General features: G+C 41.5%; 25 protein-coding genes. 6 read left to right on the top strand and 19 right to left on the bottom strand.

Features of this window, described 5'->3' with window-relative positions:
* Positions 1–65 precede the first annotated feature (65 nt).
* Complete coding sequence (locus tag HNR41_RS03955; protein WP_035808645.1) at positions 66–668, bottom strand: superoxide dismutase; 603 nt, start codon at positions 666–668, stop codon at positions 66–68.
* A 133-nt stretch (positions 669–801) separates the two neighbouring features.
* Here HNR41_RS03955 and HNR41_RS03950 point away from each other — a divergent pair, with 133 nt between their 5' ends.
* The 3 genes from HNR41_RS03950 to HNR41_RS03940 all read left to right on the top strand — a co-directional run bounded on the left by HNR41_RS03950 (position 802) and on the right by HNR41_RS03940 (position 3,047).
* Complete coding sequence (locus tag HNR41_RS03950; protein ID WP_184281944.1) at positions 802–1,545, top strand: DUF1189 family protein; 744 nt, start codon at positions 802–804, stop codon at positions 1,543–1,545.
* A 75-nt stretch (positions 1,546–1,620) separates the two neighbouring features.
* On the top strand, positions 1,621–2,742 hold the full coding sequence (gene ispG / locus HNR41_RS03945) for a flavodoxin-dependent (E)-4-hydroxy-3-methylbut-2-enyl-diphosphate synthase (protein WP_184281942.1): 1,122 nt from the start codon (positions 1,621–1,623) through the stop codon (positions 2,740–2,742).
* A gap of 119 nt (positions 2,743–2,861) precedes the next feature.
* On the top strand, positions 2,862–3,047 hold the full coding sequence (locus HNR41_RS03940) for a hypothetical protein (RefSeq protein WP_184281940.1): 186 nt from the start codon (positions 2,862–2,864) through the stop codon (positions 3,045–3,047).
* Between the two features lie 241 nt (positions 3,048–3,288).
* On the opposite strand, the gene HNR41_RS03935 is transcribed toward HNR41_RS03940, so the two are convergent.
* The 5 genes from HNR41_RS03935 to HNR41_RS03915 all read right to left on the bottom strand — a co-directional run bounded on the left by HNR41_RS03935 (position 3,289) and on the right by HNR41_RS03915 (position 7,681).
* Positions 3,289–3,702, bottom strand: coding sequence for a Fur family transcriptional regulator (locus tag HNR41_RS03935; RefSeq protein ID WP_184281938.1), 414 nt, complete (start codon positions 3,700–3,702; stop codon positions 3,289–3,291).
* On the bottom strand, positions 3,683–4,528 hold the full coding sequence (locus tag HNR41_RS03930) for a metal ABC transporter permease (protein WP_184281936.1): 846 nt from the start codon (positions 4,526–4,528) through the stop codon (positions 3,683–3,685). Before HNR41_RS03930 ends, HNR41_RS03935 begins: the two co-directional genes overlap by 20 nt.
* Positions 4,528–5,310 (bottom strand): metal ABC transporter ATP-binding protein, encoded by a 783-nt coding sequence (locus HNR41_RS03925; RefSeq protein ID WP_184281934.1) that lies wholly within the window; start codon positions 5,308–5,310, stop codon positions 4,528–4,530. The genes HNR41_RS03930 and HNR41_RS03925 overlap by 1 nt, the downstream gene beginning before the upstream one ends.
* Before the next feature lie 115 nt (positions 5,311–5,425).
* Complete coding sequence (locus tag HNR41_RS03920; protein WP_184281932.1) at positions 5,426–6,331, bottom strand: deoxyribonuclease IV; 906 nt, start codon at positions 6,329–6,331, stop codon at positions 5,426–5,428.
* A 12-nt stretch (positions 6,332–6,343) separates the two neighbouring features.
* On the bottom strand, positions 6,344–7,681 hold the full coding sequence (locus tag HNR41_RS03915; RefSeq protein ID WP_184281930.1) for a DEAD/DEAH box helicase: 1,338 nt from the start codon (positions 7,679–7,681) through the stop codon (positions 6,344–6,346).
* Positions 7,682–7,822: 141 nt separating this feature from the next.
* Here HNR41_RS03915 and HNR41_RS03910 point away from each other — a divergent pair, with 141 nt between their 5' ends.
* Complete coding sequence (locus tag HNR41_RS03910) at positions 7,823–8,785, top strand: 4-hydroxy-3-methylbut-2-enyl diphosphate reductase (RefSeq protein ID WP_184281928.1); 963 nt, start codon at positions 7,823–7,825, stop codon at positions 8,783–8,785.
* A 44-nt stretch (positions 8,786–8,829) separates the two neighbouring features.
* Here HNR41_RS03910 and HNR41_RS03905 read toward each other — a convergent pair whose 3' ends face one another.
* From HNR41_RS03905 to ccpN, 7 genes are all read right to left on the bottom strand, one after another.
* Positions 8,830–9,909, bottom strand: coding sequence for a Nif3-like dinuclear metal center hexameric protein (locus HNR41_RS03905; protein WP_184281926.1), 1,080 nt, complete (start codon positions 9,907–9,909; stop codon positions 8,830–8,832).
* Positions 9,893–10,585, bottom strand: a complete 693-nt coding sequence (locus HNR41_RS03900) for a tRNA (adenine(22)-N(1))-methyltransferase (RefSeq protein ID WP_184281924.1) — start codon at positions 10,583–10,585, stop codon at positions 9,893–9,895. The genes HNR41_RS03905 and HNR41_RS03900 overlap by 17 nt, the downstream gene beginning before the upstream one ends.
* A gap of 58 nt (positions 10,586–10,643) precedes the next feature.
* Positions 10,644–11,024, bottom strand: a complete 381-nt coding sequence (locus HNR41_RS03895) for a c-type cytochrome (RefSeq protein WP_184281922.1) — start codon at positions 11,022–11,024, stop codon at positions 10,644–10,646.
* A 96-nt stretch (positions 11,025–11,120) separates the two neighbouring features.
* The gene (gene rpoD / locus HNR41_RS03890) at positions 11,121–12,227 is read right to left on the bottom strand and encodes an RNA polymerase sigma factor RpoD (RefSeq protein ID WP_184281920.1); all 1,107 of its coding nucleotides are present in this window, start codon (positions 12,225–12,227) and stop codon (positions 11,121–11,123) included.
* A gap of 26 nt (positions 12,228–12,253) precedes the next feature.
* Entirely contained in the window at positions 12,254–14,005 is a 1,752-nt protein-coding gene (dnaG, locus tag HNR41_RS03885; protein WP_184281918.1) for a DNA primase, read from the bottom strand.
* 4 nt (positions 14,006–14,009) lie between these two features.
* Entirely contained in the window at positions 14,010–14,834 is an 825-nt protein-coding gene (locus HNR41_RS03880; RefSeq protein ID WP_184281916.1) for a pyruvate, water dikinase regulatory protein, read from the bottom strand.
* Between the two features lie 8 nt (positions 14,835–14,842).
* A complete protein-coding gene (gene ccpN, locus HNR41_RS03875) occupies positions 14,843–15,460 on the bottom strand; it encodes a transcriptional regulator CcpN (RefSeq protein WP_308807840.1) in 618 nt (205 codons plus the stop codon).
* 295 nt (positions 15,461–15,755) lie between these two features.
* On the opposite strand from ccpN, the gene HNR41_RS03870 reads away from it, so the two are divergent.
* On the top strand, positions 15,756–17,132 hold the full coding sequence (locus tag HNR41_RS03870) for a glycine--tRNA ligase (RefSeq protein WP_184281914.1): 1,377 nt from the start codon (positions 15,756–15,758) through the stop codon (positions 17,130–17,132).
* A 74-nt stretch (positions 17,133–17,206) separates the two neighbouring features.
* Positions 17,207–17,812: an SCO family protein gene (locus HNR41_RS03865; RefSeq protein ID WP_184281912.1), complete on the top strand. Its 606-nt coding sequence runs from the start codon at positions 17,207–17,209 to the stop codon at positions 17,810–17,812.
* A 78-nt stretch (positions 17,813–17,890) separates the two neighbouring features.
* On the opposite strand, the gene recO is transcribed toward HNR41_RS03865, so the two are convergent.
* From recO to HNR41_RS03835, 6 genes are read right to left on the bottom strand one after another with little or no spacing between them, the layout of a single operon-like run.
* A complete protein-coding gene (gene recO, locus HNR41_RS03860; protein ID WP_184281910.1) occupies positions 17,891–18,634 on the bottom strand; it encodes a DNA repair protein RecO in 744 nt (247 codons plus the stop codon).
* Between the two features lie 14 nt (positions 18,635–18,648).
* Positions 18,649–19,557, bottom strand: coding sequence for a GTPase Era (gene era / locus HNR41_RS03855; protein WP_184281908.1), 909 nt, complete (start codon positions 19,555–19,557; stop codon positions 18,649–18,651).
* On the bottom strand, positions 19,557–19,964 hold the full coding sequence (gene cdd, locus HNR41_RS03850; protein WP_184281906.1) for a cytidine deaminase: 408 nt from the start codon (positions 19,962–19,964) through the stop codon (positions 19,557–19,559). The genes era and cdd overlap by 1 nt, the downstream gene beginning before the upstream one ends.
* Before the next feature lie 17 nt (positions 19,965–19,981).
* A complete protein-coding gene (locus HNR41_RS03845; protein WP_311770120.1) occupies positions 19,982–20,287 on the bottom strand; it encodes a diacylglycerol kinase family protein in 306 nt (101 codons plus the stop codon).
* Between the two features lie 31 nt (positions 20,288–20,318).
* A complete protein-coding gene (gene ybeY, locus HNR41_RS03840; RefSeq protein ID WP_184281904.1) occupies positions 20,319–20,780 on the bottom strand; it encodes an rRNA maturation RNase YbeY in 462 nt (153 codons plus the stop codon).
* Positions 20,777–21,730 (bottom strand): PhoH family protein, encoded by a 954-nt coding sequence (locus HNR41_RS03835; RefSeq protein WP_184281902.1) that lies wholly within the window; start codon positions 21,728–21,730, stop codon positions 20,777–20,779. Before HNR41_RS03835 ends, ybeY begins: the two co-directional genes overlap by 4 nt.
* Positions 21,731–21,875: the final 145 nt, after the last annotated feature.

Raw genomic sequence — 21,875 nt, 5'->3', positions numbered from 1 at the left:
TTTTAATGCCGGTTTACTAAAATAAAAAAAACGGAGGAAAATCCCCCGTCTTTTTCGTTGCTGTATTATTTAGCAGCCTGATATAATTCGTTAACTTTGTCCCAGTCTACTACGTTCCAAATAGCGCTTAAATATTCAGGACGCTTGTTTTGGTATTTAAGGTAGTAAGCATGTTCCCAAACGTCAACACCGAATACCGGAGTTTTACCTTCAGATACAGGGTTGTCCTGGTTTGGAGTGCTTGTAATTTCTAAAGCACCGTTGTTAACTACCAGCCAAGCCCAGCCGGAGCCAAAGCGGCCAGCGCCTGCTGCTTCAAATTCTTCTTTAAATTTGTCAACTGAACCAAATGCAGATTCAATTGCTTCTTTTAGTTCACCTGATAATTCTTTTTTCTCCGGAGAAAGTAATTCCCAGAAGAATGTGTGGTTAAGGTGTCCTCCACCGTTGTTACGTACCGCAGTCTTGATGTTTTCTGGTACAGCGTCTAGGTTTTTAACAATTTCTTCGATCGATTTAGACTCGAGATCAGTACCTTTAACTGCGTCGTTTAATTTTGTTACATAAGTGTTATGGTGCTTAGAATGGTGAATCTCCATCGTTTCTTTGTCGATGTGTGGTTCTAAAGCATCATAAGCATATGGTAATTTTGGTAATTCAAAAGCCATAATTAAAAATCTCCCTTCAAAATTGTTTACATCCTAAATATAGCAATTTGATGTTAAAATAACAATTAGATTGCTTTATGTTTCTTTAAATAGGACTAAGGTCTTATTATTATACGTATTTAAGGATGAGAGAATGAAGTATTTTGAATTTATTAAACGTCTTGCAACATTTAAAAAATATCCACTGTTTCGTACCGTACCATTCCGGTATCTGTTATTAAACATACTGCTGCTGTCGATTTTCATTGCGCTGCCGTTTATTACAACACTGACCGGTACAGTAAACACCTTTTCAAATCTGTCGGAAGTCAGCGATGAAATACCGGAGTTCGTCATTGAAAACGATGAATACCGGGGTGCAGAAAAATTACTCAGCTTAAATGAACATGAGATACTGTTTACATCTGAAATCACCCGTGATGAAGCAGATAAACTCGGAGATGCTGTGCTGTTTGCATTTCTCCGTGACGGGATTTACATAAATGAAATTCAAAACGGTACTTTCAGCTACAGCTTTATCGGGGATATTAAAGACAACGAATCACTCGGACAGTTCGTGTCCAGTCAGATGTCCAGTTTATACTTCTATATATTTATATATATTACTATATATGTAGTTGTCATTTACTTCTTTATTTTTACGCTGATGCTGTTTCTGTCTCTTCTATTAAGTTTCATTGCCGGTTTAATGAAGAAAAAAACAGATTATATGAACTGGTTTAAAATCGGTTCCTATATAATGATGCTGTTGTCACTGCCGATTGGAATAATTGCGGTATACACGGAAACCTTCTATTGGGTTATACTGGCAGTTGCATTAATTCCTTATATTTATTACTTTAAAAAGCTGCCCGGTCAAAAGAAAACGCATTCGTAATGCAAGATGGTTACATTTGTCTCAGTTTTTTATTATAATAAGATTATAAATTAGAAAGAATTTTAGATTAGGGGCTTGTATATGTCTGGAATTACACATCGTACACAAACTAGAAAAGTTAAAGTTGGCGATCTTACTATCGGCGGAGCCGATGAAATTATCATTCAAAGTATGACAACTACGAAAACACACGACGTTGAAGCGACTGTTGCTCAGATTAATGAGCTTGAAGAAGCAGGATGTCAGATTGTTCGCGTTGCATGTCCAAAAGAAGAAGATGCGCTTGCGATTGCAGAAATCAAAAAACGTATCAATATACCGCTTGTTGTCGATATCCACTTCGACTATAAACTGGCATTAATCGCAGTAGAAGGCGGCGCGGATAAAATCCGTATCAACCCGGGTAATATCGGCCGCCGTGAAAAAGTCGAAGAAGTCGTAAAAGCATGTAAAGCCAAAGGCATTCCAATCCGTATCGGAGTTAACGCAGGGAGTCTTGAGCGCCATATTATTAAAAAATACGGCTACCCTACTGCAGACGGTATGGTTGAAAGTGCACTTCACCATATTAAGATTTTAGAAGACCTTGATTTCCAAGATATTATCGTTTCGATGAAAGCATCGGACGTTAACCTTGCAATTGAAGCTTACGAAAAAGCATCAGCTGCATTTGATTACCCGCTGCACATCGGTATTACTGAAAGCGGTACGCTGTTTGCAGGTACTGTTAAGAGTGCGGCAGGACTTGGTACAATTATTTCCAAAGGTATCGGAAATACAATGCGTATTTCATTATCAGCTGATCCGGTTGAAGAAATTAAAGTATGTAAAGAGCTGCTGAAAACTTTCGGTCTGGCAAGTAACGCAGCAACACTGATTGCATGTCCTACATGCGGACGTATTGAAATCGACCTGATTTCAATCGCCAACGAAATGGAAGAGTATATTTCCAACATTAAAGCACCGCTTAAAGTTGCAGTGCTCGGATGTGCGGTAAACGGACCTGGTGAGGCCCGTGAAGCCGATATCGGCATCGCAGGTGCACGCGGTGAAGGATTGCTCTTCATGCACGGTAAAACGGTGCGTAAAGTACCTGAAGAAACAATGGTTGACGAACTTAAAAAAGAAATCGACATTATGGCTGAAGCTTATCATGAGAAACAGCGTCTTGAAAAAGAAGCAGAAGAAGCTAAGTAATATATTTAATCCCGCTGCAGTGTGCAGCGGGTTTTTTTAACTTCGTTGCTATTTCTCATATAAAAATATATAGTAAATAACGGAAAATAATTTATTAGAATAAAAGTCAGGTGCAGTTTATGAAAAAAGTTTTTAATATAATATTTCTCGTCATTATCGGTCTGATACTGCTGACAGTTCTCGCTTTCTGGTTTACGGATACAATTATCCGCCCTTCAACTGCGGTCCTGCTGGTAGTAGTTCTTGCAGTAGCAGTTATTGTTAAAAACAGAGTCGCGAAGAATACGGAAGAAAAAGAGGAATAATCAGTGTCGGCGGGTCGTTGTGAGATTCACAACGACCCGGTAACGATTCTGACGGGTCACTGTCATGTTCACAACGACCCGGTAACGATTCTGACGGGTCACTGTCACTTTCACAATGACCCGGTAACGATTCTGACGGGTCACTGTCACTTTCACAATGACCCGGTAAATCTTATATAAGCATAAAAAACAGCCCGCAATTCTTATTAATTTAAGGACGCGGGCTGTTTAACTGTTTATATTACCGGCATACTTCACATAAGCCGTATAATTCCACTTTGTGGCTGTTAATTTTTACGCCGTTCAGTTCTTTCTCCCATGTTTCCACCGGGCAGTACTGTACGATTTTTGTTTCTCCGCATCGTTCGCAGATGAAATGATGGTGGTGATGGTCTGTGCATGATATTTTGTACTGCATCTCCCCGTCGAATGTTGTTTGTTCCAGTACATTGATGTCTTTCAGTGTATGAAGATTCCGGTAAATCGTATCATAGCTTATTCCCGGATAGTCCTGATTCATCATTTCCTGTACTTCTTTAGCAGATAAATACCGTTCGTCTTCCATGAATATTTCTATCATGCGAATACGTTTTTTTGTTATTTTAAATTTTGCTTCTTTAAGCATTTCTTTGTAATCAACCAGTTCTTTGTGCATTCCTAACAACTCCTACACGATTTAATACCAGCGTACATAATAATATTGCGACTGAGACAAGTACGATTGTCCCTCCTGGTGAAATATTCAGATGGAATCCGAGAAACAGCCCCGCGATTACAGAAATTTCTCCAAAAATTATGCTGACTGCCATAAGCTGTTTGAAACTTGATGTGATTCTCATTGCACTTGCGACCGGCAATGTCATCATCGCACTCACGAGAAGTATTCCGACAATGCGCATTGATGCGCTGATTACGAGTGCCACGAGTATAATAAATATTATATGGATGTATTTGCTTAACTTCATTACGCCTGCGTATTCTTCATCGAATGAGATGAAGAACATTTCTTTATATAAGAAGAATACAAACAGCAGTACGATAATACCGATTATTCCGATGAGTATCATATCGCTGAAACTTACTGCACTGATGCTTCCGAACAGGTATCCAAACAGATCCTGGTTAAAGCCGTTTGCCAGTGACAGGAATAATACGCTGAGCGCAATTCCGAGGCTCATTATAATCGGAATTGCGATCTCCGAATAATGTTTGTAAACACCGCGCAGTTTCTCGATACCCAGTGCACCGATTACCGAGAATACTATTCCCGATATAACCGGATTAATGACAATATTAAAAATCGATGTTAAGTATACACCGAATGCGATACCGCCGAGCGCAACGTGGCTCAGTGCATCCGCTATAAGCGACAGTCTTCTCACAACGATAAACGTCCCGAGCAATGGTGCAATCAGCCCGACGATAATTCCGCTGATAAATGAGTATTTCATAAAGTCATAGTTTAAAATTGCTTCTATCATTATTTACAGCACTCCCTCTGATGGTTGTGCGACACGAGCTGCAGCGGGAAACCGTATATTTTAGACAGCTCTGCCTCACCAAGATTCTGGAATTCTGTATTCGTGCCGTGGAAATGAAGGTGTTCGTTCAGACATGCCACTTTATCTGCAAAGTCAACAACAACTCCGATATCATGTGTAACAAGCAGAATCGTTACATTCTCTTCTTTAAGTTTTAAAAGCACGTTGTAAAAGTCTTTAACGTGCTTACTGTCGATTCCCTCTGTCGGTTCGTCCAATACTAAAATCGACGGTTTGTTAATCAGTGCCCGTGCGATAAATACGCGCTGAGCCTGCCCGCCGGAAAGGTTTGATACGTTCTGATGTTTAATATGGCCGATATCAAGCAGTTTTAATGTTCTGTCCAGCTGTTCATTATCTTTCTTCGTAAATCTTTTAAACAGCCCTTTTTCTTTAGTGAGTCCGCTCAGTACAACTTCCTTTACAGTAGCCGGGAATCCTTTGGCATGGGCTGCGGCTTTTTGCGATACATAGCCTATTTCCTGCCAGGCGTTAAATGACTTGCGGCTCTTGCCGTTAATCAGTATATTACCCTGCTGCAGTTTATATACACCGAGTATTAATTTAAGCAAAGTTGATTTACCCGACCCGTTTGGTCCGACAATCGCTAAAAACTCCCCTTTGTTAATAGAAAAGGAAATATTCTGAAGTGCTGGTGTTGCCTCCAGTTTATCTTTATATTCATATGTTACGTCTTTTATTTCAAATACAGGCACAGCCATTAACAAGACTCCTTTTATTTATGTCCAGATATATTTTACAGGAATCATTACGTTTTGTAAATAGGAATGATTACGAAAAAGGGCACCTCTTTAAGAGGTGCCCTTTTGAATTTAACTATTCCAATACTGATACATCAGGATTAATCTTAACTAATAAGCCCGGGTCAAATTCTCCGGATTTAATCATTTCAATTTCGTGTTTGTATGGTGCAACACGATTTTTCTTATCCGGACCGACGAATGGAGTTTCTAATATTTTTGGAACGTCAGTGAATTCCGGATGGTTAATGATGTAGTTCAGAGCATCGAACCCGATATGGCCGAAGCCGAAGTTTTCATGTCTGTCTTTATGAGCGCCGGCAGGATTTTTGGAATCGTTCATGTGAAGAATCTTAATACGGTCAATACCGACTATTTTATCAAACTCGTTTAACACGCCGTCAAAGTCGTTTTTAATATCGTAGCCTGCATCGTGAACGTGACATGTATCAAATGTTACACTCAGACGTTCGTTGTTCGTTACGCCATCCATAATGTGTGCAATCTCATCGAATGTACGGCCGATTTCAGATCCTTTGCCCGCCATCGTTTCAAGTGCAATCTGTACATCATTATCGTTTGAAAGCACTTCGTTAAGCCCTTTAACAATCTGTTTGATTCCGGCTTCGCTGCCCGCTCCGACGTGTGCGCCCGGGTGAAGTACAATCTGCTTTGCACCCAGTGCTTCAGTACGGACAATTTCTTCCTGCAGGAAGTCTACGCCCAGATTAAATACATGATCTTTTTGAGTATTTGCGATATTAATAATATAAGGTGCATGGACAACGAAATTCGTAATACCGAGTTCCGCCATTGCCTGCTGTCCCTTTTCGATATTCAGATCTTCATTTTTTTTGCGGCGCGTATTTTGAGGCGCACCGGTATAAATCATAAATGTAGATGCACCATAACCTGCTGCTGTCGTTACCGACTCTTCCAGCATTTTCTTACCGCTCATCGAAACATGTGATCCCAATAACATTTATATCAACCTCTACTTATTGTCTTTTTTATTTCTTTTCTTTTCGTTGCGTGATTTAGCTTTCGCATAGCGTCTGCGTTCCTGGCGTTCAAGTTCTTCTTTCTGGAACTTGATTTTCTTCTTGTAGCCGGGCTTCACTTTTTTAGGACTGCGTACTTTATAGTTCTGCGTTTTATTTGTCTTCGAGCGTTTGTTTCTGCCTGCACGCATAGTACGGTCTTTAATTTCTTTCAGCTCTCCGCCGCGGATATCCTCATGATTGAATACATATCCTTTGCCTTCAAGCGCATCGATTTCGTTCTCTTCACTCGGTTCGTAAAGTGTAATCGCAACGCCGCTGTATGAACCGCGTCCGACACGCCCTACTCTGTGCGTAAAGAATTCAATCTGTTTTGGAATGTCGTAGTTGATGACGTGTGATGCGCCGTCAAAATCAAGTCCGCGTGCTGCAAGGTCACTTGCAACCACCCAGTGATAGTCCAGATTTTCAATCTTTTTAATTTCCTGAGTCCGTTCACGGGGTTTCAGTCCGCCGTGGAATAACCCGACGTTAATTCCTGCTTCTTTTAAGTAGGCAAATAATTCGTCAGCACGTTCACGTGAATTGGCAAATATTAAACCGATATACGGTGTAATGTTTTTAGTCAGCTCAAGAGTCTTCTCTAATCTGCTTGATCCCTTAACAGGAACAAGGCTGTAATGAATAGACGCTTTGTTAAGCGGCGTATCGATTATGATAATTTCAGTCTCGCCAATATATTTTTCCATAAAGTGTTTTAACGGTTCAGGGATAGTGGCAGAAAACACCAGAAACTGGCTTGCTGTCGAAATGCGGTTCGATATATAGTCAACGTCCGCCATAAAGCCGAGGTCAACCATCAGGTCTGCTTCATCGATCACGATAGTTTTTGCTGCGTGAATATCCAGTGCCTGATTATCGATTAAATCCTTAATTCGCGTCGGAGTTCCGATTACAAGCTGAGGATTCTGACGCGCACGTTCTTCGTCGCGTTTCATTTCTGTTCCGCCGATGAATGCACGGCAGTTAATATCTTCGTATGACTCAAGAACTTTTTTAGCCATTCCTTCAAGCTGTTTGGCAAGTTCTCTTGTCGGCGCCATTACGATAACCTGAGGCGTTTTTTGTGCGCCGTCGATATTATAAATAAGCGGCAGTAAAAAGGCATGGCTCTTCCCGCTGCCTGTTGCCGACTGCGCAACGACGTTGCTGCCTTTTAAGATACGCGGTATTACGCGCTCCTGTACCATTGTCGGATGTGTAAACCCGACGCGCTCAATTGCATCGAGCATTGTATTGTTAAATTCAAATCTTTTAAATGCATTTGACATATATGTCACCTGTCCCTTTCAAACTCCTTATCAATTATAACTAAAAATGCATATTTACGCTATAATAATCGTTCAGCCATTTGGATGATTTGAATATCCCGTAAAATTAAGTATAATCAAATGTAAGGAGGAGTTCTACTTATGGATATTATTAAAATCTCACCGCGCGGTTACTGCTACGGTGTTGTCGATGCAATGGTCATTGCGCGCAATGCTTCATTAGACCAGTCACTGCCGCGTCCTATATATATTTTAGGTATGATTGTACACAATAAACACGTGACAGATGCGTTTGAAGAAGAGGGCATCATCACATTGGACGGTCCTAACCGTCTTGAAATCCTCGAACAGATTGAAAGCGGTACGGTAATCTTTACTGCCCACGGTGTTTCACCGCAGGTTAAAGCACGTGCTAAGGAAAAAGGACTTGTCTGCATCGATGCAACTTGTCCTGACGTGGAATTTACACACGATCTGATCAGAGAAAAAACTGCGGATGACTACGATGTTATTTACATCGGTAAAAAAGAGCATCCTGAACCGGAAGGCGCTATCGGAGTTGCACCGGATCACGTTCACTTAATTGAAACACTTGAAGATGTTGCAGAACTTCCGGGCTATCTTGCTGATAAAAAACTTATCGTTACAAACCAGACAACGATGAGCCAGTGGGATGTCAGCCATATTATGGAAGAACTTAAAGTTCAGTTCCCGCACATCGAAGTGCACAAGGAAATCTGTCTTGCGACTCAGGTCAGACAGGAGGCAGTTGCTGAACAGGCAGGCGAAGCTGATCTGTTAATCGTTGTCGGAGACCCTAAGAGTAATAACTCAAACCGTCTGACACAGGTTTCCAAAGAAATTGCCCATACGAATGCTTACCGTATCAGTTCATTAAACGAACTGAAGAACGAATGGCTTGAAGGCGTTGAAAAAGTTGCAGTTACTGCAGGTGCTTCTACTCCGACACCGATCGTTAAGGAAGTTATTACGTATATTAAGAACTACAACATTGAACAGCAGGAAGCACCAAAATCTTCTGTACCGATGGCTAAAATCTTACCGAAAATTAAAAACCCTGCACCAGTTAAGGTTATGGAATAAAAAAATACTGCGGAATCTAATTTCAGATTCCGCAGTATTTTTATTTATTCAAATGGGTTTGTTGAAACTTTAGAAGCGCTGACCGGAACGTCAATCTGATCTTCTATCAGCTCAGCAAGACCTTCTGTCATTAATACTTCCAGGTAATGTCCGGCATCGATAATGTTCTGTCCGGCCTGTTTGGCATCATATGCTTCATGATATTTTACATCGCCTGTAATCAGCACATCGGCACCGCTTTTAAACACATCACCGGCATAGCTCATTCCTGAACCGCCGATAATCGCCGCTTTCTGAATCAGACGATCATCTGCCCTGACAACATTAACCGTTTTAAGCCCTGTTCTATTCTCAATCAGCTTAACCAGCGAATCCAGTGTATCTCCGTATTCAAAAGTTACACCGAGTCCAGTGTCGGCTTTTCGGTCCAGGCTGTAAATATCATATGCAGGTTCTTCATAAGGATGATACGTTTTAACTGCATCGATAACAGCACTTTGATCTCTGCCGTCAAAAATACATTCAATTACATATTCATCCACATGTTCAAGCTTCCCTGATTCACCGATAGTCGGATTTGCCGCAGCTTCAGGTTTAAATTGACCGTGCACCTCATACTCATAACTGACTTCTGTATAATCTCCCATGTCACCTACCGGTGCATTTTTCAGCAGCTGTTCTTTAAACTTCTCTTTATCCCCAGTGTTAATATTAACTCTGAGTTTTTTGAAGTTCCCTTTTTGCGGCAGCAGAATTTCAGTTTCAGGGTAGCCGAGCGCTTTTGCTATCATATGGCTGACACCGTCTTTTTGATGATCCAGGTTCGTATGCATTGCAATAAGATTAATATCATTCTTAATCAGTTTGCGAATCACTGCACCCGGACCTGAATTCACTACTCTTGAAATATCCGGGAAGATTAACGGATGATGACTGATAATAACGTTGGCATTTTTCATTACAGCCTCATCTACAGTAGCTTCACTGCAGTCGAGAGCGGTAATGATACCTGTCACATCATCTTCTTCGTTACCGACCAGCAGGCCCGTATTATCCCATTTTTCACTGTCGGGGAACGGGGCAATTCCGTTCAGCTGTTTTAAGAGATTACTTATCTTTAACATTCTCCAGCACCTCATCGACATATTTAAGATTAGATTCAAGTCTGTTAACTTTATCTATATTCTTCTCTCTATCGTTGATACCATTTAATATTTTTTCTATATGACTCTTTTCACGTTCGAGCTGTCCGATAAACACCGGTTCTCTCTTTTCAATATTAACAGGTCCGAAACGCAATTCGGCTTCACTGTATTCAACAGGTTCATCCGAAGGATCAAAAACTAAAATATCATAGAAATAAGGACCGTCTCTTAACTGCAGTTCTTCTGTAATTTTATAACCGTGTTCAGCCATTATTTTACGGATTGGATAAGGGTAAGTATTCGCCTGAGTAATAAAACGCGGCTTGCCGTGTACAAACTGCATGCCTTCCTCGATTATTTCAGCGATCAGCGGCCCGCCCATTCCGCAAATTGTAATTGTATCGACTTCATCCATACTGCGAAGCACGGATAAGCCGTCACCTAGTCTGATTTTAATGACCTCGGATAATTTATTCTGCTGTACGTTTTTAACTGAAGAGTCGTAAGGTCCTCTCGCTATTTCACCGCATATTGCTTTTTTAATAATCTTGTTATCAACAGCATAAATCGGTAAATATGCGTGGTCGGAACCGATATCCACAAGTGCGTCTCCAATAATAAATTCTGAAACTTTCTTAAGCCTTTGATTTAACATTTCCTCACTCCTGTATTAAAAAAAAGACTCCCAGCATTGAGAGTCTTTTTTATAAAAATTATTGTTCAGAGAAAAACTGGTATAAAGCTGTAAGTTCTTCATCAGCAATCTGATCTGCTGAGAATGCCGGCATTGAACCTTGCCCGTCACGTACGATTGTCGTGAAACCTTCTTCATCAAGACTAGTTCCAGCTAATGCAGGACCCATTCCGCCGCTGAAGTCTTGTCCGTGACATGAAGCACAGTTATCGCGAGCGATTCCTTCAGCATCAACGTCGCCGCTTGAAGCTTCTTCGCCGCCGCCTGATTCCTCAGTACCTTCTTCAGTTGCCACATCTTCTTCACCGTCGTCAGTTGCGCCTAAACCAGAAAGTAAGAACACAAGTCCGATTCCTAAGAAAATAATCAGTAAGAATGGAATTATAGGATTTTTATTCATTATGTTACCCCCTCTTCTGTTATTCATGTTATCTCATATATAATTGTATCTTAAATTGTGTCAAAGTCAAAACAATTTTGAGAAAATATTACACTCTTAATCCATAAAGTCTTTTAATTTCTTGCTTCTTGAAGGGTGTCTGAGCTTGCGAAGTGCTTTCGCTTCAATCTGTCTGATACGTTCGCGTGTCACACCGAACACTTTACCTACTTCTTCAAGTGTACGCGTACGGCCGTCATCAAGACCGAAACGGAGACGGAGTACATTTTCTTCACGATCAGTTAATGTGTCGAGCACATCTTCAAGCTGTTCTTTTAACAGCTCATATGCTGCGTGATCTGACGGACTCTGTGCATCCTGGTCTTCGATAAAGTCACCAAGATGGCTGTCGTCTTCTTCACCGATTGGTGTTTCAAGAGATACCGGTTCCTGTGCGATTTTAAGAATTTCACGTACTTTTTCAGCAGGCAGGTCCATTTCTTCACCGATTTCTTCCGGTGTCGGTTCACGGCCTAAATCCTGAAGCAGCTGACGCTGAATACGGATTAATTTGTTAATCGTTTCGACCATGTGCACAGGAATACGGATTGTTCTTGCCTGGTCCGCAATAGCACGTGTAATTGCCTGACGGATCCACCACGTTGCGTAAGTCGAGAATTTAAATCCTTTTGTGAAGTCAAATTTTTCTACTGCTTTAATCAGACCCATGTTACCTTCCTGAATTAAATCGAGGAAGAGCATACCGCGTCCGACATAGCGTTTTGCAATACTTACTACAAGACGGAGGTTCGCTTCAGCAAGACGGCTTCTGGCGATATCGTCACCCTGCTCGATACGTTTTGCCAGTTCCACTTCTTCAGCAGCAGTCAGTAAATCCACGCGCCCGATTTCTTTAAGATACATACGCACAGGGTCGTTAATTTTAACGCCCGGAGGAGCACTCATATCAGAAAGATCGAGTTTTTCATCTGTATCAGCTGCGTTTTTCTCATTAATCATCTGAATTTCATTTTCGTTTAACTCTTCGAAAAATTCATCCATAGCATCTGAATCCAGCTCGAAGTTTGCAAGTTTGTCTGCAACTTCTTCATGGGACAGCTGTCCGTCTTTTTTCCCTTTTTCCAGCAGGAATGCTTTTGCCTGTTCGACAGTTGTGAAATCAATTTCTTTCGTTTCAGCTGTAATTGCTTTTTTCTTCGCCATACTGTGCCTCCTAAGTTATCAAAAAACTACATTTTGTGTATCCGGTTAAGCTCAATCAGTTGCTGGGTCAGCTTAATCTGCAGTTCCATATCATTTTCCCGTTCCGCAATTTCCAATCTGCGGTATAATTCCTGTTTTTCGTATTCACTATTTCTTATACCACTTAAATCTTCTAGATAATCATTTATTTCACTATGTGAGACATCTTCATGAATCGACATTCCGTCGAGTTCTATCAGCGTGTCCGTCAGTGCAGGATCAAGATAATTAAGAGCCATAGAAATATCGAATTCTTCATGCGCCTCAAAATAAGCACAAAGTCCTCTCATTATATCATAATAAGGACGGTAAGTTAAGACATTATCATCGAGCGTATCCTTGTACTCCAGCAGGTAGTCGCGGTTTGCCATCATCAGCTTTGTTAAATAGCGTTCTTTTTTCTGACGGAGCGACAGCTGCTGTCTGATAGGTTCCGGTACTGCATATTCCGGCTGCCGTCTGACAGGCTCGGGAATAATACCCGATAATGCCTGCTTATCGACACCGAAAATTGAACTGATAGTAACGACAAGACGTTCAGCTGTTAAATGATCTCTGACAAACTGAAGGTCACTTGCCAGTGTATTTAAATGCTGCGTTAACTTCATATCGTTTTCTTTTGCTTCATGACGCAGCACTTCCGCTTTAAAGTGCAGATAATGCTGCTGTTCATCAGCGATAAACTGTTCAAACTTTACAGCGCCGAAAGTTTCGATATATTCGTCCGGGTCCATCTTGTCCGGAACCTTCTGTACGTAAACATTCAGACCGCGTTTTAAGAGCGTGTCGCCGACTTTCAGCGTGGCATTGCGTCCGGCGGAGTCGCCGTCGAACATAATCGTGACGTTTGAAGACAGGCGTTCCAGCAGGTTTAAGTTCTCCTGGCTGAGCTCTGTCCCCATCGTTGCGACGATATGTTTTACGTTCGTCGTTTTAACTTTCAGAACATCGAGATGTCCTTCCATTAAAATAATGTTATCAAGTTTTCTGATATGCTTTCTTGCATCGTGAAGGTTGAAAAACAGTTCGCGTTTTTTGAAAATTTCGGTTTCCGGAGTGTTTAAATATTTCGGTTCACTGCCGTCAATACTTCTTGCGGTATAACCGACCAGGTGACCCTGATGATTTTTAATGGGAATCATAATACGTCCGACGAAACGGTCGTAATATGAGAAGTTTTCTTCATTACGTGAAACAAGCCCTGCCTGATAAGCAGTCTCTTCATTATACTTCTGCTCAAGCAGTGCATTGGTCGCAAACTTAGACATTTCCGGTGCATAACCGATTTGTTCCGAACGGATAAGATCCATCGGGAATCCCCGGTCCAGCAAGTACTGAAGCGCCTTTTCACCTTCGTTTGTGTTGACGAGAAGCTGATGATACAGTCCTGTCATATATTCGTGCATACGGATGAACGTCATATCGCTCTCTGCAATATCGCTCGTTTCCGTATCTATTTTTATATTCAGCGGTTCTCCGAGTTTGGCAGCCGCTTCAGCAAATGACATACTCTCAATTTCCATAAGGAACTGGAATACGTTGCCGCCCTTTTTACAGCCGAAACAGTGTGCAATCTGTTTTTCCGGGCTGACTGAAAAGGACGGCGTTTTTTCATCGTGAAACGGACAGAGACCAACATAGTTCCGTCCTCGCCGTTCAAGTTTAATATAACTTGCCACCAGCTCGGTAATGTCGGTCTCGTCTTTTATTTTAGCTATGGTTTCCTCGGGTATTCTCAAATAATCACCCTCTAATATTACTCTCGCTGTCCACGTATTTCATAATGGCATTCGCTGTTTCTTCGATTGCCTTATCCGATACGTCTATAATCGGACAGCCTATTTTGCCGATAATCTCATCGAAGTAAGTCAGTTCATCTTCGATGCGCGTACTGTTGGCATACATCGCAGTATCTTTTAAGCCGAGCTGGCTTAAGCGTTCTTTACGAATTTTATATAAAGTGTCCGGGTTAATTCTGAGGGCGACACATTTTTCGGGGTCGACGTCGAACAGTTCAGCCGGCGGCTTTACTTCCGGTACCAGCGGTACGTTCATTACTTTGTATTTTTTCAGTGCTAAAAACTGGGATAATGGTGTTTTCGACGTTCTTGAAACACCGAGAAGTACGATATCAGCTTTATCAAGACCGCTTGTATCTTTGCCGTCGTCGTATTTAACAGCAAACTCTATCGCTTCGATCTTCTTAAAGTAATCTTCATCAAGACGGTGCACCCTGCCCGGCTCGTTATACGGCTCGAGTCCGGTTGCTTTTGAAATTTCGTCCATCAGCGGTCCCATCACGTCAATGAAAGAGATATCTTCTTTTTCCAGTTCAACAGCCATGTATTTTCTGAGGGACGGTGTGATTAACGTATATACTACCAGTGCGTTTTTACTTTTAGCTAAATCGATAACATCGTCAACGTCATCCTGGTTGTCCACATATGGATAGCGGTCAATCACGTTATCCGGCGAGTCGATTTTAAATTGTGACAGACAGGCTTTCGTTACGAGTTCGCCTGTTTCTCCGACTGAGTCTGATGCAACGATTATTTTAAAATTCGACATTAAATTCTTCACTCCATTAAGTTTACAAATACTTTTGTAATATTGGTTTTGGTAATTCTGCCTGTAACTTCGATTTTACCATTCTTCTCAATAACAACCGGCAGAGAATCAATCTGTCTGTCGATAATCTGTTTCGCAACATACAGAAGAAGATCATCCGGATAGCACATCGTAATGTTGGGTCTCCGGGTCATTACTGTACTGACCGGTGTGTTTTCTGTATCTTTGAAGCTCATCGTTCCTTTTAACAGATCTTTTCTGGAGATAACACCGGTGAGTGACTGTTCATCATCAATGACGTACAGCGTGCCCACATCTTCCAGGAACATCTTGACAATTGCATCATAAATACTCGTATCCGCCGTAATTAAAATCGGCAGACTCTGTACATCCCGCACTAATATGTTGTTTACTTTAAGTGCAATGACATCATTTGTTTCTTTACCCGTATAAAAATAACCGACACGGGGTCTTGCATCCAAAAAGCCGGACATCGTCAATATAGCCAGATCCGGACGTAACGTTGCACGGGATAATGACAGCTGTGCAGCGATTTTACTGCCGGTGATCGGCCCGTGCTGTTTTACTATGCTTAGAATTTTTTCTTGGCGTTCGTTCAGTTCCACGTTCTCACTCCCAACACTTTTTATTATATAATATTTACAGAGATAAAGAAATATCATCGTACTTGCATTCATCCTTCTCTAATTATATAATGACGGTAAGCGAGTCGGAAATGGTGTGAGCCCGGCAACGAAAATGGCATAAAACTTACAAATACAATTAATTTTATATATAAAAGCGAGTTTTCTTACTAAATTGGGTGGAACCGCGGGCTACGCTCGTCCCTGGATAGCATTTTTAATGCTGTCCGGGGATTTTTTATATATAAATTAAAAATTAAAAGGAGCTGCATTAACTATGAACATGGACACAATTGTTAACCTGGCAAAAACAAGAGGTTTTGTTTTCCCCGGCAGTGAAATCTACGGCGGTCTTGCAAACACCTGGGACTATGGTCCGCTTGGTATCGAATTAAAAAACAACGTTAAAGCTGCATGGTGGAAAAAATTCATTCAGGAGTCACCTTATAACGTAGGTCTGGATGCTGCAATTTTAATGAACCCGAAAACCTGGGACGCTTCAGGTCACTTAAACAACTTCAATGACCCGATGATCGACTGTAAATCATGTAAGTCACGCCACCGTGCTGACAAACTGATTGAAGATGTCATGCAGAAAGAAGACGATACTTTTGTTGCAGATGGGTTATCATTTGATGCAATGAAAGAAATCATCGACGATAAAAACATTGACTGCCCTACTTGCGGTGCTCACGACTACACTGATATCCGTCAGTTCAACTTAATGTTCAAAACATTCCAGGGTGTTACAGAAGGTTCTACCAACGAACTTTTCCTGCGTCCTGAAACTGCACAGGGTATCTTTGTAAACTACAAAAACGTGCAGCGTTCAATGCGTAAAAAACTTCCATTCGGTATCGGACAGATTGGTAAATCATTCCGTAACGAAATTACACCGGGTAACTTCACATTCAGAACACGTGAATTCGATCAGATGGAACTTGAGTTTTTCTGTAAGCCGGGTACTGAAATGGAATGGCAGAACTACTGGAAAGACTTCGCTGTTAAATGGCTGAAAGACTTAAACTTAAACGAAGAAAAAACCCGTTTAAGAGAGCATGATGAAGATGAATTATCTCACTACTCAAATGCAACAACTGATATTGAGTACAAATTCCCGTTTGGCTGGGGCGAACTCTGGGGTGTTGCAAGCCGTACAGACTACGACTTAAGACAGCACATGGAACACTCTAAAGAAGATTTCAGATATCACGATCCTGAAACTAACGAAAAGTATATTCCATACTGCATTGAGCCGTCACTCGGTCTTGACCGTATGACACTTGCATTCCTAACAGATGCTTATGCCGAAGAAGAACTTGAGTCAGGTGAATCACGTACAGTACTGCGTTTCCACCCTGCGCTTGCACCGTATAAAGCAGCAGTTCTTCCTTTATCGAAGAAATTAAGCAGCGAGGCAATGGAAGTATACAGCCTTCTTGCAGCTGACTTTAACGTTGAATTCGACGAGTCACAGTCAATCGGTAAACGTTACCGCCGTCAGGATGAAATCGGTACACCGTACTGTATTACATTCGACTTCGATTCAGTTGAAGATAAAAAAGTAACGGTAAGAGACCGTGATACGATGGAACAGACTCGTATTGCAATTGACGAACTCCACGACTTCCTGTCATCAAGAATTAAGTTTTAACAATTGCGGTGCCTCAATTTATTGAGGCACCCTTTTATACATAGAGAACGATTATATTTTAATGGAGGATGCTTATGTTTAGGAGCTCCCTGCTTATTGCACTGGTGCTATTACTGACTGCATGCGGCAGCAGTGAAGTCGAGCCGATGTCTTATTACGGCAATACACTCGAAAAATTTGAAGCTGTTAATCAGCATAACGAAACATTTACATCCGAAGATATGGACGGCAAAGTCTGGCTGGCGAACCTTATTTTTACCCAGTGTGTGACAGTATGTCCGCCGATGACACAAAATATGACGGAACTGACTCAGGAACTTGAGAAAGCAGACCTGGAAAATGTCGGTATTGTGAGCTTCTCCGTCGATCCCGATACGGATACTCCTGAAGTACTGAGCGAGTATATGAGCTGGTACAGCCCATCGGAAACAATTGAATGGCAGCTGTTAACAGGCTATGAGTTCGAATATCTGCGCGACTATGCGCTGAATAACTTCAAATCCATCGTTAAACTGCCTCAGGACGGCTCTAACCAGGTTCTGCACGGCACGGCGATATATCTGATAGATGAGAACGGCAAGCTCGTTAAGGACTATACAGGTATCGATGCAGGCGATAATACATTTGAGACAGAACAGATCGTTAAAGATGTTAAAACGATGACGAGTAATATGGAGTAACAACTATATTTTACCTAATAAAAAAACGCCCTGTTTTCCTTTAATGGAATCCGAGGCGTTTTTTCATTGTATATACTTTTACTGCGGGTCTACCAGTTTCCTGCTTCTGAAAAACACTCCGCTGTATTCTTCATACATCACTTCGATAAATTTAAGCAGCTGACGTCCGGTGTCTTCCGATAATTTTATACTGTTTACATCATCGAGTTTCACCGACTGTAAATACAGTGCAAAATACAGAACTCTGTTGCTTACGGGTATTGTGCGCTCCAGCGTTTCGTCTGTCAGACAGTCATAGCAAATTACGTTGTGATATTTAAATGAATAATGGCTGTATTTTTTATAATCATTTCTGCCGCACACCGCACAACTGTCAAGATTAAGCTGACCGCCGTATGCCGGCAGCATCTTAACAAGGACAAGCGATGTGACGGCAAAGCTTGAATTACCTTCATCGAGCAGCTTAAATGCTTTTTTAAGCAGTCTGTAAAAGCCCGGTTCTGCAATGTCGTCTTCGAGAGCTCTTGAAATAACTTCCAGTATATAGCTGGCATGGGTATAAACATCGAAGTTACCGTTAATATTTTTATATCGTTCAGTCACATCGACATCATTCAGCGTTCCCATGCCTTTAAAGCGGTTGTACGTAAACAGTGCTTCAAGATACCCCTGGCGGAGCGTAATAAACTGGTTTTTCGGTTTATTAAATCCCCTCGCCATCAGCGGCACCTGTTCTCCGCTTTCTGTCAGTATAGTAATAATCCGGCTGGACTCGCTGTAGCTCGTCTGCCGGATCATCATACCAGTCTGTTGATAGATCATTATCTCACCCAGTTTTAATATTCTTCGTCTTTGTACCCAAGCGATCTGATAAATGACGGTTTATTGCGCCAGTCTTTCTGTACTTTTACCCACAGCTCAAGATACACTTTGCTGCCAAGAAGGTTTTCGATATCCATGCGTGCTTTTCTGCCGATTTCTTTCAGCATCTTGCCGCCTTTACCGATAACCATTCCTTTTTGTGATTCACGTTCAACGTAAATCAGTGCTTCCACTCTGACCTTGCCGCCGTCATCGTCGCCTTTCATTTTCAGCACTTCAACACCGATCGCATGAGGCAGTTCCTGGCTCAGCTGGTGCAGTGCTTTTTCACGGATTAATTCACTCACGATAAAGTGCTCCGGGTGATCCGTAATACGGTCTTCAGGATAGTACATCGGTCCTTCAGGCAGGTGTGATTCAATCACAGTTAATAATCGGTCGATATTATTCCCCTGCAGTGCTGAAATCGGCACTACATCACTGAAGTCCAGTTTATCTTTGTATACTTCAATCTGCTTAATCAGTTCATCCGGATGAATTAAGTCGATTTTATTTAACACTAAAATAATCGGTGTCTTCGTATTTTTAAGCATGTCGATAATGAACTCATCACCGCGTCCGATTTTTTCAGCAGCATTTATAACGAACAGAATAGCTTCTGTTTCTCTCAGTGTGTTACGCGCTACTTTCATCATGTGCTCGCCAAGCTGGTGTTTCGGCTTGTGAATTCCCGGTGTATCGATAAATATCATCTGGGTATTATTTTTCGTATATACCCCTTGTATTTTATTTCTTGTCGTTTGCGGCTTGTCTGACATAATCGCAACTTTCTGCCCGAGAACCTGGTTCATAAACGTAGATTTACCTACGTTCGGACGTCCGATAATACTGACAAAACCTGATTTAAATCCATTAAAATCCATTAATCCATATCCTTCCCGCTAAAACCAAGCGGCAGAAGATCGTCTACCGTTCGTTTTATTACTTCACCTGATTTGCTCGTTAGATAAACCGGCATTTCATCGTGACACAGTTCTTTCATTACCTGTCTGCAGACACCGCAGGGACTCGCAGGACCCGGCGCATCCGTTACGATAACGATTGCTTTAAATTTCTTCTTATTGTTTGCATACGCACTTACAAGTGCTGTACGTTCAGCACAAATCGATGCAGGATATGCAGCGTTTTCAATATTTGCACCGTAAATATATTCATCGTCTTCTGTAATTAAAAGCGCACCTACATTAAAATTAGAATATGGTGTATACGCGCGTGACTGTGCTTCAAGCACTTCTGTCAGCCATTCTTCTTTAAAAATCCCGTCATTCATATGATGCCCTCCTTAGCTTAAACGACATACGGTATAAGGATAACCATACCGACGATTACAGCATATATGCTCGCAAAGAGCACTGCTGCTGCTGCGATATCTTTCGCATAGCGGGCAAGTATATGATAATCGCCGGTAACTAGATCCACCGTATATTCTATTGCACTGTTTACTATTTCTGTAATTAACACTAAAAATACAGCAGTAATAATGAATAACCATTCCATCGCAGTGATATTAACCGCAGCACAAATAATAATAACTGCTGCTGTAATTATGCAATGCAGTAAAAATTTTCTGTCTTTCCTGAACAGCTGGACAATTCCATGGAGAGGATGTTTGAACCGTTCTAAACTAATCTCGAGTCACACCAAATGCGTTTAATATCTCTTCCTGTTTACCGTTCATTTCAGCTTCTTCATCGCTCTCCATGTGATCATAACCCAAGAGATGCAGAAATCCGTGAAGGCTTAGAAACAGAAGTTCGCGGCGATAACTGTGACCGTAATCTTCAGCCTGTTCTTTCGCACGGTCTGTACTGATTACAATATCACCTAACGTACGCGGTGCATCCTCATGAATAATATTCATATCATCTTCTTCAAGCGCAAAAGATATAACGTCTGTCACGCTGTCTTTGTTACGGTAATCTCTGTTAATATTTTGAATTTCTTCATTTGAAACGAATGATACTGAAACTTCTGCATCGCCCTCTTCTTCAAGATGGCCGTACGCGAACGTTAACAGCTCAGAAATCTCGTTAAGCTCAGCTTCATTCACAAAATTATCATCGTTAATAAAATCTATATTAATCATAAGTTTGTATCCTTTTCATACGCAAGAATTATTTTGGAAACAAGCGGATGTCTGACAACATCTGTTTCGTCCATGCGTTTAATAGCGATTCCCTTAATATTTTCAAGACGCTTTACCGATTCAACGAGGCCGCTTTTCGTCGAGCCCGGAAGATCAATCTGCGTTTCATCACCGGTAACGATCATTTTAGAACCGAAACCGAGACGTGTTAAGAACATCTTCATCTGCATTTCAGTCGTATTCTGAGCTTCATCCAGAATAACAAACGCTTCGTTCAGCGTACGTCCGCGCATATAAGCAAGCGGCGCAACTTCGATCACTCCGCGTTCAATCAGACGATCCGTCGTTTCAACACCCAGAACTGCGTGTAAACCATCATACAACGGACGGAGATACGGGTCTACCTTTTCTTTCAGGTCACCCGGCAGGAATCCGAGATTCTCCCCCGCTTCAACTGCAGGACGAGTCAGAACGATACGTTTAACCTGGTTTTCACGAAGCATCTGACAGGCTATTACAACAGCCAGGAACGTCTTACCCGTACCTGCCGGTCCAATACCGAAAGTTAAGTCATGCTTACGGATATTATCCACATATATGCGCTGTCCGGTTGTCTTCGCTTTAATGCTCTTGCCTTTAACATCTTTTGCAATTTCTTCGTTATAAAGATCTTGTAAATATTCGATGGTATCATTTTTTGCCATCATTGCAGCCGACTGTACATCTCTTAAAGAAATCGACATACCCCGCTGGATTATTTTTAATAAGTGAAGCAGCACATCTTCAACAAGTTCAACATTATCCTCAATCTCGCCGCGGACAGTAATCTCATTGCCGAGCGTATGAATCTTAACGTCGAATTCATCTTCAAGATATGTGATGTGTGCATCATTTGCACCTATTAAAGCCTGAGCTTCGTCAAGGCTGTCTATATTAATAATATTAGGCATTTACAAACCCCTTTATAATAGTCTTGTCTATTTAAATTTACCACTATCAATAGCTGACTGCAATTAATTCAGAGTATAGAAAGAACATAGATTATATCATGTTTTCGTCATGAGGATACTGAAGTTAATCTCGCAGTGGTTATGA

Source organism: Jeotgalicoccus coquinae, from assembly GCF_014207425.1.
GTDB classification, from domain to species: Bacteria; Bacillota; Bacilli; order Staphylococcales; family Salinicoccaceae; genus Jeotgalicoccus; species Jeotgalicoccus coquinae.
This window is presented reverse-complemented; position numbering and strand designations above follow the sequence as displayed.